The organism is Enterobacter cloacae complex sp. 2024EL-00214, assembly GCF_043945575.1.
GTDB lineage: Bacteria > Pseudomonadota > Gammaproteobacteria > Enterobacterales > Enterobacteriaceae > Enterobacter > Enterobacter cloacae_P.
Genome location: NZ_JBIMRC010000015.1, coordinates 119,870 through 132,873, shown reverse-complemented (window position 1 = coordinate 132,873; position 13,004 = coordinate 119,870). Strand labels below are relative to the sequence as shown.

Sequence of the window (13,004 nt, the reverse complement as noted above, 5' to 3'; positions counted from 1 at the left end):
ATTCAACGTGGGAAGTGTTGATGGTGATACCACGAGCTTTTTCTTCTGGTGCGTTATCGATCTGGTCGAATGCACGAGCAGAACCACCGTAGGTTTTTGCCAGAACGGTAGTGATTGCAGCGGTCAGCGTTGTTTTACCATGGTCAACGTGGCCGATAGTACCGACGTTAACGTGCGGTTTTGTACGTTCAAACTTTTCTTTAGACATCGATTGTCCCTCTAAGACACGGATAAATCGGTGATATCACCACATCAACCAGGCGAAATGCCTGAACTGTTGAATACATTTACATTGAAACAGAGAGAAACGGGAGGGAGAAGTGAAGTGGTGCTGATACCCAGAGTCGAACTGGGGACCTCACCCTTACCAAGGGTGCGCTCTACCAACTGAGCCATATCAGCACGTATTGGAGCGGGCAGCGGGAATCGAACCCGCATCATCAGCTTGGAAGGCTGAGGTAATAGCCATTATACGATGCCCGCATCCTGAAACTCGGCTACCCAGTTCTTTCTGTAACAAAAAAAGAGATTTCTCTCTTTTCATGTTCGAGCTGATTCATTTTTTAAACCAGCTCCGGCGGCATTTACGCTGCCAGAAAGTGGTGGTGGGGGAAGGATTCGAACCTTCGAAGTCTGTGACGGCAGATTTACAGTCTGCTCCCTTTGGCCGCTCGGGAACCCCACCGGACTTGATGGTGCCGACTACCGGAATCGAACTGGTGACCTACTGATTACAAGTCAGTTGCTCTACCTACTGAGCTAAGTCGGCATCAAGTAGCGCGCATTCTATGGAGACATGCGCAGTCATGCAACTAAAAAATCGCATAAAACGTTCTTTCGCTCACATTTTATGCGAAAGAAGGGTTAAGCGCTGTAAATTCACTCACTCGCGGTCAAAAATTCAACATCAAAGCCCGATTTACACCGTATATACCGTAGCGTGATGGCTCCCGCGTAACGCACCGCTTCCCATATTTTTTCTTATTATTCCTGTCATCTGGTGTTAACCTCCTGCCCATTGTCCAAAATTAACTATGTGATGAGCTATCGCCCGGCTGTTTTGTGATGGTTCACCGAAGCATGCTTATGAGCAAAAAAGAGCAACCGTTAATGACACCTTATCTTCACTTTAACCGCAGCCAGTGGGCTGCCCTGCGTGATTCCGTCCCTATGACGCTGACGGAAGGCGAAATCGCACGGTTAAAAGGGATAAATGAAGATCTGTCCCTGGAAGAAGTGGCAGAAATCTATTTACCATTATCTCGTTTGCTTAACTTCTATATCAGCTCTAACCTGCGTCGCCAGGCGGTACTTGAGCAGTTCCTCGGAACAAACGGGCAACGCATTCCTTATATCATCAGTATTGCGGGCAGCGTTGCCGTAGGAAAAAGTACCACCGCGCGCGTGCTACAGGCGTTGCTGAGCCGCTGGCCAGAACACCGCAGCGTGGAGCTGATCACAACCGACGGCTTCCTGCACCCGAACGAAGTGTTAAAAGAACGCGGCCTGATGAAGAAGAAGGGCTTCCCGCTCTCTTATGATATGCACCGCCTGGTGAAATTCGTTTCTGATCTGAAATCAGGCGTGCCGAGCGTGACCGCGCCGGTCTACTCGCACCTGATTTATGACCGCATCCCTGACGGCGACAAAACGGTGGCCCAGCCGGATATCCTGATTCTGGAAGGGTTAAACGTGCTGCAGAGCGGAATGGATTATCCTCACGATCCGCATCATGTCTTTGTCTCCGATTTTGTCGACTTCTCTATTTATGTCGATGCGCCGGAAGATTTACTGCAAAACTGGTATATAAACCGCTTCCTGAAGTTCCGCGAAGGGGCGTTTACCGATCCCGACTCTTATTTCCACAACTACGCCCAGCTCTCTAAAGAAGAGGCCATCAATGTGGCAACAGGGTTATGGAATGAGATCAACTACGTGAACCTGAAAGAGAACATCCTGCCGACGCGCGAGCGCGCCAGCCTGATCCTCACCAAAAGTGAGAAACATGCTGTCGACCAGATTCGTTTGCGGAAATAATAAAGCAGACATAAAAAAACCGGCGCTTAACGCCGGTTTTTTACTTCAGGCATGCGGCTTTTCGCCATTTTCGTCCTGATCAACGGCAAAGCACGCCACCAGTTGACCGCCATAATCCTTCAGCTGTGGCTGCAACTGTGTGCAGGGGCCAAAACGGCGGCGGCAACGGGCGTTGAATGCACATCCCGGAGGCGGATTCAGCGGGCTTGGTAATTCACCCGTCAGCTTAATTCGCTCACGACGATCGTCCGGATTCAGGCGCGGAGTCGCAGACAGCAGCGCCTGAGTATACGGATGACGAGGGTTATTAAAGATCTGGTCTTTCGTCCCCTTCTCCACGCAGCGCCCTAAGTACATCACCATCACTTCGTCAGCAATGTGCTCAACAACCGACAGGTCGTGCGAAATGAACACGTACGACAGGCCCAGTTCTTGCTGCAGATCCATCATCAGGTTCAGTACCTGCGCACGCACGGAGACGTCGAGCGCGGAAACCGGTTCATCAGCAATCACCACATCCGGGTCGAGCATCAGACCACGGGCGATAGCGATACGCTGACGCTGGCCGCCGGAGAACATATGCGGGTAGCGATCGTAATGTTCGGTTTTAAGGCCGACTTTCGCCATCATCGCCAGCGCTTTTTCACGACGCTGCTCTTTGCTCAGGCTGGTGTTTATCTGCAACGGCTCTTCCAGGATTTGACCCACTTTTTTACGCGGGTTCAGGGAACCGTACGGGTTCTGGAACACAATCTGGATTTTCTGACGACGCAGCTTCTGTGCCTGCGGATCGTGCTTAAGCAGATCCTGTCCCTGATAGTAAAGCTCACCGCCGGTTGGCGTTTCAATCATCGTCAACAGACGGCCCAGCGTGGATTTCCCACAGCCGGACTCCCCAACCACCGCCAGCGTTTTACCGCGCTCAAGGGTAAAGGAGACGCCATCCAGCGCTTTCACCAGGCGCTCAGGGGCAAATAGCCCCTTCTTCACCGGGTAGTGTTTTTTCAGGTCGATAGCCTGCAACAGCGGTTGTTGCGTGGTGGCCTGTTGCGTACTCATAGTGTTGGCCTCCCGGCATCATCGAGTGGGTAGTGGCATTTCGACTGACGACCGTCAGCCAACAGGTTCAGCTCTGGCTCTTGCGCACGACATTTGTCCGTCGCATACGGGCAGCGCGGGTTAAGCAGACAGCCCTGTGGACGGTCATATTTACCCGGTACCACACCCGGCAGCGAGGCCAGACGCGCTTTGTCCTGGGCAAACTCCGGCAGCGCACGTAAAAGTGCCTGGGTATACGGATGACGCGGCGCGCGGAAGATATCGTGCGAACTCCCGGTCTCGACCACCTGGCCGGCATACATCACGATGATTTTGTGTGCCGCTTCAGCCACCAGCGCCAGATCGTGCGTAATCAGCACCAGCGCCATGTTCTCTTTCTGCTGCAGTTCCAGTAACAGCTCGATAATTTGCGCCTGAATGGTGACGTCCAGCGCAGTTGTCGGTTCATCCGCAATCAGCAGTTTTGGCCGACAGGCGATCGCCATTGCAATCATCACGCGCTGGCTCATCCCGCCGGACAGCTGATGCGGGTATACATCCAGACGCGATGCCGGGTCAGGAATACCGACCTGCGTCAGCAGATCGATAGCGCGCTGACGACGGGTTTTCTTGTTACCGCCCTGATGCACCTTAATGGCTTCCATAATCTGGAAACCGACGGTGTAGCACGGATTCAGGCTGGTCATCGGGTCCTGGAAGATCATCGCCACTTCTGCGCCCACCAGCTGGCGGCGTTGTTTTTCAGAAATGCGCTTCAGATCCTGACCGTTAAACTCCAGACTTTCGGCCATCACGCGACCGGGATAATCAATCAGCCCCATAATCGCCAGCGAACTGACAGATTTACCGGAACCCGACTCCCCAACAATACCGACCACTTCGCCCTGATTTACGCTGTAGCTGATGCGGTCCACGGCGCGAAACGGTGTGCCTTCGTCGCCGAAGTGCACCGATAATTTATCTACATTTAATAACGCCATCTCGTGCCTCTTACTGCTTCAGTTTGGGATCAAGTGCATCACGCAGACCATCACCCATCAGGTTAAATGCCAGCACCGTCAGCAGGATCGCCAGACCCGGGAAGGTGACAACCCACCAGGCGCTTTGTGCGAACTGCAACACATCGGAGAGCATGGTGCCCCACTCCGGTGTTGGCGGCTGCGCACCCATGCCCAGGAAGCCAAGAGCGGCCATATCAAGAATGGCGTTAGAGAAACCGAGCGATGCCTGAACGATCAGCGGCGCAAGGCAGTTCGGGAAAATGTTAACGAACATCTGACGCATCGCCCCCGCACCCGCCACGCGAGATGCCGTCACGTAGTCCCGGTGTACTTCCACCAGCACCGCCGCACGGGTTAAACGCACGTAGTGAGGAAGTGCCACAAAGGTCAGCGCAAGCGCGGCGTTACCAATAGACGGGCCGAATATCGCCACCAGCACCAGCGCCAGCAGCAGGCTTGGCAGTGCCAGCATGATGTCGACGATACGCATGATGATGTTATCAACGATACCGCCGAAGTAACCGGCAACCAGACCGAGCACAATGCCCATGACCAGCGACAGTACCACCACCAGACAACCGACCAGCAGCGACAGACGCGCACCGTACATCAGACGCGACAACACATCACGACCTACGTCGTCAGTACCCAGCAGGTGCGTCAGGCTACCACCCTCCTGCCAGGCCGGAGGTGACAGCAGCGCGTCACGGAACTGATCCGCCGGGTTATAGGGTGCGAGCACGTTAGCAAACACCGCAATCAGGATCATGATGGTGACATACACCAGCCCTACTACCGCGCCTTTATTACGCTTGAAGTAGTGCCAGAACTCCTGCAGCGGCGTCATTGGCACCGGTGCAGCAACAACTTTGTTTTCAGTAACGAGTGACATGATGGCCCCTTACTTCTTATGACGAATACGCGGGTTCACCACGCCGTACAGCAAATCGACCAGCAGGTTGACGAGGATAATCATCGTCGCGACCAGCAATACACCGCCCTGCACAACCGGATAGTCACGGCGTTGCAGTGCGTCAATCAGCCAGCGTCCGAGGCCCGGCCAGGAGAAGATGGTTTCCGTCAGGATCGCCCCTGCCAGCAACGTCCCTACCTGCAAACCGATAACGGTCACCACCGGCAGCATGGCGTTACGCAGCGCGTGGACGATAATGACACGCATACGGGTCAGGCCTTTGGCGCGCGCGGTACGGATATAATCTTCGCCCAGCACTTCCAGCATCGATGAACGGGTCATACGCACGATCACCGCCAGAGGAATGGTGCCCAGCACCATCGCAGGCAGGATCATGTGCGCCAGCGCATCAATGAAGTTACCCTCTTCACCCCAGATAGCCGTATCAATCAGCATAAAACCGGTCAGCGGGTTGGAGTCATCAAGGAAGACCATATCGCTGACGCGCCCGGACACCGGTGTCAGGTTAAGCTGCACCGAGACCAGCATAATCAGCATCATGCCCCACCAGAAGATAGGCATGGAGTAACCGGTCAACGCCAGACCCACCGCAGTATGGTCGAAGATCGAGCCACGCTTAACAGCGGCTAATACCCCAACAGGAATGCCTACTGCGGTGGCAAAAATCATGGCGCAGACGCCGAGTTCCAGCGTCGCTTTAAAACGCGGCACAAACTCGTCCCACACCGGAAGGCGGCTTTTCAGGGAAATGCCTAAATCACCGTGCAACACACCCCAGATATAGTTGAGGTATTGCTGCCACAGCGGCTTGTTCAGGCCAAGCTCGGCCAGCAGCTGTGCATGGCGTTCAGGGGAAATACCACGCTCACCCGCCATAATCATTACCGGGTCGCCGGGGATCATATGGACGAAGGCAAAAGTGAGAAGGGTGATACCGATAAACGTGGGGATAACAAGTCCCAGACGTCGGAGGATGAACTGCAACATAACCCGGATTCTCTCTGATAACGCACGACCAATGGCGTGACGTCTGTATTGCTCACAAATGTAAATACCCTCTTCCTTCCGAAGAGGGTTAGGGTGAGGGGATGCATGCACGCCCCTCACCCCTGCCCTCTCCCAAAGGGAGAGGGAGAACACCCTACGTATTATTCAACAGACACGTTTTCGAAGTGGTGTTTGCCCAGTGGATCAACCACGTAGCCTTTGACTTCTTTACGCACTGGTTCGTACACGGTGGAGTGAGCCACAATCAGCGCCGGAGCCTGGTCGTGCATAACAACCTGAGCCTGCTTGTACAGTTCAATACGTTTGTTGTGATCGTCGGTCGCACGCGCCGGCTGGATCAGGTCTTCAAACGGCTTGTAGCACCAGCGAGAGTAGTTAGAACCGTCTTTCGCAGCCGCACAGCTGAACAGGGTGGCGAAGAAGTTATCTGGATCCCCGTTATCACCGGTCCAGCCCATCATTACCGCCTGATGCTCACCCGCTTTGGCGCGTTTCAGATACTCGCCCCACTCGTAGGTCACAATCTTGGCCTGAACACCGATCTTAGCCCAGTCAGCCTGCACCATTTCAGCCATACGGCGTGCGTTCGGGTTGTACGGACGCTGTACCGGCATCGCCCACAGTTCAACGGTAAAGCCTTTATCCTGGCCTGCTTCTTTCAGCAGCGCTTTCGCTTTCTCAGGATCGTAGCTGTAGTCTTTAACGTCGTTGTTATAGCCCCACATGGTTGGCGGGATCAGGTTTTTAGCCGCAACGCCCGCGCCCTGGTAAACCGCCTTGATGATCGCTTCTTTGTTGACCGCGTAGGTCAGCGCCTGACGCACTTTCACGTCATCAAACGGTTTTTTCTCGGTGTTGAAGGAGAGATAGCCCACGTTCAGGCCAGCCTGCTCCAGCAGGTTGATATTTTTATCCTGCTTCATGCGAGCGATATCTGCCGGGTTCGGGTATGGCATAACCTGGCATTCGTTTTTCTGCAGTTTTGCGTAACGTACAGACGCATCAGGCGTAATGGAGAAGACCAGACGGTCAATCTTCGGCTTAGTGCCCCAGTAACCCGGGAAGGCTTTATACAGAATACGGGAGTCTTTCTGGTACTGCAGCAGCTGGAACGGGCCAGTACCGATTGGATCCAGGTCCACTTTTTCCGGCGTACCGGCTTTCAGCATGTTGTCCGCGTACTCTTTAGACAGAATAGAGGCGAAGTCCATTGCCAGGTCAGCCAGGAATGGGGCTTCCGGGCGAGTCAGCACGAACTGAACGGTTTTATCGTCCACTTTTTTCACTTCAGAGATCAGATCTGGCAGACCCATCCCTTCGAAGTATTCATAGCTGCCGCCAGACACTTTGTGGTACGGGTTTTGCGCGTTTTTCTGACGGTCGAAGGAGAACACAACGTCGTCGGCGTTAAAGTCGCGGGTTGGTTTGAATTCTTTGCTGTCCTGCCACTTCACGCCCTGGCGCAGGTGGAAGGTATAGGTTTTACCGTCTGCACTAACATCCCACTTCTCAGCCAGACCTGGGATCACTTCCGTGGTACCGGTTTTGAATTCAACCAGACGGTTATAGATCGGTACGGAGCTGGCATCGTACGTGGTGCCAGAGGTAAACAGCTGTGGGTTAAAGCCTTCCGGCGAGCCTTCAGAACAGTAAACCAGGGTTTTTGCCTGTACGCTTGCTGCGACGGTCATGGCCACCAGGCTCAGACCAAGCTTCAGCATCCCTGACTTCTTCAAGGAAATACTCATTATTCTGCTCCAATGTGATGTTTTGCTTTGTTGTGTTACGCCGCCTGACCTTTATTTATTTTTTACCCGGTCTGGTCGGTGGTGCCCGAAGGCGTTAAAGGGATGGAGAATCCTTTCAGAAGTGCGTTTGAGTTGCAGCGCAGATCCTCCCTGAAATGCCCCTCGTGCCCTACAATCTGTCAACAGAATGTGAAAACGTCAATACAGGTGACCAGGATTTACGCGGAGTGTGAGAAACAGCAAACAAAGATTAAAAAAACTTTGGGCACCCGTTTTCAGCAGGGAAATTTATGCTACTCGCCATGTTGCAGCACAAATATCTTCATATTTCGCAACATCCAGTGATTAACTTTTATGCAGATTGAGTAAACTTTCTTGCAGAATGGTGATTATCTGAGCACTAAATTCCGCGAACGTTAAAACGCACAGCGAAAAATGCTGAGGTTATCCATAAGCAACGCGAAAAAAGATCAATCTATATATAAAAAAATACAATGGATTATGTCACAAAATCATTAACAGGCAGGGAGACGCAGGGATAAGGGATGTTTTGGCAAGTCAGGATGAGTAACGCTCTAATGTAAAAAGAGCCAGCCTTACGGTTAGCCCTTTTTTAAAAGCAAAAAACCCTGCTCTAAGAGCAGGGTTTCGAATGTGGTCGGCGAGAGAGGATGACTCGCCACTGCGTGGCTCACCCTTCGGGCCGTTGCTAAAGCAACGTTCTCTCGCTTTGCTCGAGTCGAACCTCCTTCCCCGGAGATTCTCATCCTCATAAGCTTCAGAAGCAAAAAACCCTGCTCTAAGAGCAGGGTTTCGAATGTGGTCGGCGAGAGAGGATTCGAACCTCCGACCCACTGGTCCCAAACCAGTTGCGCTACCAAGCTGCGCTACTCGCCGAATGCGGAGCGCATCTTACTGCTCCGGTGCACCCCCGTCAATCCCTTAATTTAAAAAAGCCATTCAACTGGCGATAAACTCGCCAGGCACGCTATTGCGCGGCTTTCGTGGTGCTCCCGGGGAGTTTGCACCAGTTATTATTTTCGTTAATACCGCCGTTCGGGGAGGTATAACCCAGACAGCCTAAAATGGTGTCGTACAGCTCAACGTGACGACGTGGCACCTTCATATCCGCTTCTTTCTTCAGCTGCGCAAACATCTTCGCCTTCTCCGGGTCTTCCAGATACTTATCCGACATCCACACCATCATCGGTACACGGAACTGCTCTGGCGGTGCCATTTTGCGCGGCGTACCGTGCAGGTGCTCGTACTCATTAATGGATTCACCGTGGTCTGCAGCATAGAACACAATCGCTTTCTTATCGCGAACCTGGTCAATCACCGTATCGATAAAGTGGTCAACATAGGTCACCGAGTTATCGTAGGAGTTGATCAGCTGCGCTTTGGTGCAGTCTTTATCCACACCGACACACTCCGGCGTCCATTTCGCAAAGCTGCGTGGATAGCGCTGCGTGTAGTTAAAGTGCGACCCTTTGGTATGCAGGATAATCATATGCTTACCCTTCGGGTTACCGTTCAGGGAGAGTTTCATCTCATCGATCAGCAGCATGTCATCGACGTTCTTACCGCGGTTACGCGGCTCAGCACCTATTTGCTCACGATAGGCAATGTTCTGTGCCATCGTATTGCTGTAGAACCACATCTCGCTTTGCATTGCGTATAAATCAGAGGTAAACCCAAGCTGGCGCAGCACGGAGAAGACGTTCTGTTCTTTCAGCGTACGCTGTGGGTTATCACTGGCCCCGCCCTCGCGCACGAACATGCAGCGTAAGGAGAGCTTCGTCGCGGTGTCGCAGGAATAGCCGCGATAGGCAACCAGGTTCTTCTCCTGCGCCAGTTTCGGCGTGGTATCCCGGTTGTAACCAAGGATCCCCATGTGATCCCAGCGGGTGGTTTCACCGATGATAAAGACGACGTAGGTGTCATCGATATCTTTTGGCGCTTCATAGGTAAACTTCTTCGCCGGGTTCATCAGCGATTTATTATCAGAAGACTCATCCACCTGTGCCCACGCGTATAACCCCAGCGCGGAGATCCAGTTAGACGGCAGATAAGAGTTTGCGACCACACCGCCATAGCTTGGCATATCAACGCCAGAGGTACGCTCGTCATATTTTTGCTTCACTTCCAGCAGGCGAATCGGCCCCCAGACCATCAGCCCGGCCAGCAGCACCAGCGCAACGCTTCGGATGCGTTGTCCGGGCGTACGAAGTTGATGCACCAGCGTATACCGGCAGCGGTTACTCCAGATAAGCAGCAACGGTAAGGCGCTGACAGCAATCACCCAGAGGACAAAATGCAGGCCAACCACCTCTTTCGACAAGTCGATATCCGTGGTCATGACCGAGGCAATAATGCCGTAGCCAATCACCACGTTCATAAAGGTCATGTAATAGCTGGCTCCCGCCGAGCACAACACGACAAATGAGGCCAGTACGCGCCACAGGCGTCGACCAAACAGTGAAAGCACACGAAGCAAACAGAATGTAGCCAATACCGCAGCGACTAATTCGACGACCGCTGCAATTCCTTTCCAGACGGTAAAATCTTGCGCGTATCCATCAAATCGACGGAAGAAAACTGCGCCATTCATAAACAGGCCGATGTACAACGCCAGCAAAAAACTCAGCTTTTGTTGTGCCATCGATTTAATGTATTTCATGCAAGCAACCCGGAAAAAGGGACAGTAACGCCATCCACCTTTGTAGTAAAAGTGAACAGCTTAAATATTCGCTTCAGGGATCGTTATCAGCAAACGTCTACAAGCGTGGTAAGTAGACCACAGGGGAAAGAAAAAGTGGCAGCAGAGTGTGTGATCGCGACAGTTTTTTACAAAAAAGAAAATCCGTAACCGAACGTGGTGTTCAACCCTTTCGTTTTCAGAGACAAAAAAAAGGCCGGAACCCCGGCCTTTTAGATACATAAATTACGCATGCGCTTCTTTAAATATTTCGCGCTGCGGCTGGCGAATGGTTGTCGACAGCGCCAGAGAAATAATTAACAAGGCGAATATCACGCAGAACGTCACATAGAACCCACCGAACAGCGAAGCAATAAGCGAACCGCAAATACTGCCGATACCGAAGCCTAAGTATATGACACCGTAGTTTTTCGCCAGGTTATTCAGACCAAAGAATTCGCTCACCAGCGACGGGAAGACCGTAATCGTGCCGCCAAAGTTAAAGGCCACACAGGCAATCGCCGCAAAGAAGGTGGCTTCATTCAGGGGTGCAAACAACAGAGCCGCCATGCCCACCAGTGACACCACCTGCCCCAGCGTAATAACGCGGATACGGGCAATCTTATCAGACAGGATCCCCAGCACCAGACGACCAGAAAGGTTGGCGATGGAGATAACGGTCACCGCATTGGCCGCCGTCGCGGCATCCAGTTTGACCATCCCCTGAGCGATATCTTTTGCCACACCAATCACATACAGACCGCTCATGCACGCCGTCAGGAACATCACCGCCAGCATCCAGTATTGAGGCTTACGCATGGACTGAGCCAGCGTGAAGTCATTCTCCACCACGCCGTTAACGGTTTTCACTGCCTGTTGAGGCGCATCTTTCATCAGCGTTGCACCGAACAGAATCATCACCAGCACAATCACGCCCCAGATCATGAAGGTCTTTTCGAGGCCCACGGTGGCCAGAAGATGGGAGTCGATAAATTTGAACCCGAGGCTACCCAGGCCATAAGAACCGATAGCAAACGCAGAGATTAAACCTTTACGCTCCGGGAACCACTTCACGCAGTTAGACAGCGTCAGCAGGTAACCCGCACCGTCCGCCAGCCCAACCAGCACCCCGGCGCTCAGCCACAGCATCATCAGGTTGTTTGAATGTGCCGTGAGGAAAAAGCCCACCCCCAACAGGATCCCGGAAGCCATCGTGACACGCTTAACGCCGAAACGCTCCTGCAGTTTACCTGCGATGGAAGAGGAAAGTGCCAGCCCCAGGCTCAGCAAGCCGAAGGAGAACGCGACCTGGCTAACCGGCGCACCGATCTTATCGGAAAGCGCGCTATTAAACAGGCTCCAGGTATAGACCGACCCCAGTGCAAACTGGGTGACGATAGTGCCAAAAAGCGTCAGCCAACGCGTACGGTTATAAGTTGATGTGTTCATGGCCGTTGTCCTGCAAGAGAAATTAAGGGAATTCGCTGAGGACAACGATAAACAAAACCTTAAAACAACTGGGGGAAAACGGCATGAAATGCAGGAGAGACGGAATGAAATGCCTGGAATCAGGAATGAATGACCTTGCCGGGGAATGAAGCGATCGCGTGTTAGTGACCGCTATCGCTGCAATCCCCGCCGTTATTGTATTTAAGATGTTATCGTAAGGTTGAAAAAAGTGATAACGCTAAAAATTAGCACTCACACCCAGGGAATACATAAACTGCTCACCCGTCGCGGTACCTTCCCCCTGAGCTAAGGATGCATAGGCCGCCATATGCGTGTTCAACGGGATATCCGTTCCGACCGTCACATCCACCCAACTCCCGTTTTGTGCGGGCGCGGGCGTCTGCGGCATCCCAAACTGGGATTTCCACTGGTTTACACCAAACTGCTGGTTAACGCTAATCTGCGCCCAGGGGTGAAGGTCGCCATATTGCGTATCCACACGCCAGCCAAGCGTGCTCACGCTGGCATGCCAGAGCGGATCGGTGGAAGCCTGCGTTGTCACACCATCACCAAACTCATTAATCATCATGGGGGCGGAGCCGTCATAACGCCATCCCATCACCGGGCCGGTCGTCACATGGCCAGACACCGGGAAATTCCAGCCCACGCTCATCCCGTCCTCTGCAGAGGAACCAGAAGGGAGGTTCAGGGCAAACCCGGGCATGTTTTGCGACGACTTCATTCGCTCAGCGAGGATCTCCTCGTAACGCGGTTGGTGATCCGCATCCCATGTATAGCGTTCCGCCGTATTACTTTGTGCGTCTGAAACGATATATTCCTGTTGCCAGGCTGACGCTGTATTACAAAAAAACAAACAGGCAGAGATCCCCACCAGGCCAGAGACAGCATGGCAGCCACTGATTTTTTTTATCATCATCAAAGCGACTCCAGAAAGAGCCGAATTCGGCGATATTTGTCATTGTTTAGGAAGAGGTTTGAAGGCATATAGCCTTGTATTAACTATTGTCTTTTTAGCAGACACGTCAAGCCTGACAGATTGAAATTTGCGA

10 protein-coding genes, 5 tRNA genes and 1 other RNA gene are annotated in these 13,004 nt (G+C 52.8%); 1 reads left to right on the top strand and 15 read right to left on the bottom strand.

What is annotated here, in order from left to right:
* The 5 genes from ACHHZ6_RS17050 to ACHHZ6_RS17030 all read right to left on the bottom strand — a co-directional run.
* Positions 1–208 (bottom strand): GTP-binding protein (locus tag ACHHZ6_RS17050; RefSeq protein ID WP_021242225.1); only part of this gene is annotated, 208 nt, incomplete at its 3' end.
* A 118-nt stretch (positions 209–326) separates the two neighbouring features.
* Positions 327–402, bottom strand: a tRNA-Thr gene (locus ACHHZ6_RS17045).
* 6 nt (positions 403–408) lie between these two features.
* Positions 409–483: transfer RNA gene (locus ACHHZ6_RS17040), tRNA-Gly, on the bottom strand.
* A 117-nt stretch (positions 484–600) separates the two neighbouring features.
* Positions 601–685: transfer RNA gene (locus ACHHZ6_RS17035), tRNA-Tyr, on the bottom strand.
* 8 nt (positions 686–693) lie between these two features.
* Positions 694–769, bottom strand: a tRNA-Thr gene (locus ACHHZ6_RS17030).
* A 317-nt stretch (positions 770–1,086) separates the two neighbouring features.
* On the opposite strand from ACHHZ6_RS17030, the gene coaA reads away from it, so the two are divergent.
* Complete coding sequence (gene coaA, locus ACHHZ6_RS17025; RefSeq protein ID WP_220471157.1) at positions 1,087–2,037, top strand: type I pantothenate kinase; 951 nt, start codon at positions 1,087–1,089, stop codon at positions 2,035–2,037.
* 45 nt (positions 2,038–2,082) lie between these two features.
* Here the strand turns inward: coaA and dppF are convergent, their stop codons facing one another.
* The 10 genes from dppF to ACHHZ6_RS16975 form a co-directional block, all read right to left on the bottom strand.
* Positions 2,083–3,096 carry a dipeptide ABC transporter ATP-binding subunit DppF gene (gene dppF, locus ACHHZ6_RS17020; RefSeq protein WP_182273030.1) on the bottom strand — a complete coding sequence of 338 codons (1,014 nt, stop codon included), beginning with the start codon at positions 3,094–3,096 and terminating at the stop codon, positions 2,083–2,085.
* Positions 3,093–4,076 carry a dipeptide ABC transporter ATP-binding protein gene (dppD, locus tag ACHHZ6_RS17015; RefSeq protein ID WP_182919230.1) on the bottom strand — a complete coding sequence of 328 codons (984 nt, stop codon included), beginning with the start codon at positions 4,074–4,076 and terminating at the stop codon, positions 3,093–3,095. Before dppD ends, dppF begins: the two co-directional genes overlap by 4 nt.
* Positions 4,077–4,086: 10 nt before the next feature.
* A complete protein-coding gene (gene dppC / locus ACHHZ6_RS17010; RefSeq protein ID WP_182273032.1) occupies positions 4,087–4,989 on the bottom strand; it encodes a dipeptide ABC transporter permease DppC in 903 nt (300 codons plus the stop codon).
* A gap of 9 nt (positions 4,990–4,998) precedes the next feature.
* Positions 4,999–6,018 (bottom strand): dipeptide ABC transporter permease DppB, encoded by a 1,020-nt coding sequence (dppB, locus tag ACHHZ6_RS17005; protein WP_182273033.1) that lies wholly within the window; start codon positions 6,016–6,018, stop codon positions 4,999–5,001.
* A 161-nt stretch (positions 6,019–6,179) separates the two neighbouring features.
* Positions 6,180–7,787: a dipeptide ABC transporter periplasmic-binding protein DppA gene (dppA, locus tag ACHHZ6_RS17000; protein WP_182273034.1), complete on the bottom strand. Its 1,608-nt coding sequence runs from the start codon at positions 7,785–7,787 to the stop codon at positions 6,180–6,182.
* A 655-nt stretch (positions 7,788–8,442) separates the two neighbouring features.
* A non-coding RNA gene (locus ACHHZ6_RS16995) (RtT sRNA) lies at positions 8,443–8,574 on the bottom strand.
* Positions 8,575–8,607: 33 nt separating this feature from the next.
* Positions 8,608–8,684: transfer RNA gene (locus tag ACHHZ6_RS16990), tRNA-Pro, on the bottom strand.
* A 91-nt stretch (positions 8,685–8,775) separates the two neighbouring features.
* Positions 8,776–10,467, bottom strand: a complete 1,692-nt coding sequence (eptB, locus tag ACHHZ6_RS16985; protein WP_182273035.1) for a kdo(2)-lipid A phosphoethanolamine 7''-transferase — start codon at positions 10,465–10,467, stop codon at positions 8,776–8,778.
* A 264-nt stretch (positions 10,468–10,731) separates the two neighbouring features.
* Positions 10,732–11,934 (bottom strand): MFS transporter, encoded by a 1,203-nt coding sequence (locus tag ACHHZ6_RS16980; protein WP_182919229.1) that lies wholly within the window; start codon positions 11,932–11,934, stop codon positions 10,732–10,734.
* 238 nt (positions 11,935–12,172) lie between these two features.
* Positions 12,173–12,871, bottom strand: a complete 699-nt coding sequence (locus ACHHZ6_RS16975) for an autotransporter domain-containing protein (RefSeq protein ID WP_182273037.1) — start codon at positions 12,869–12,871, stop codon at positions 12,173–12,175.
* Between the last annotated feature and the right edge of the window lie 133 nt (positions 12,872–13,004).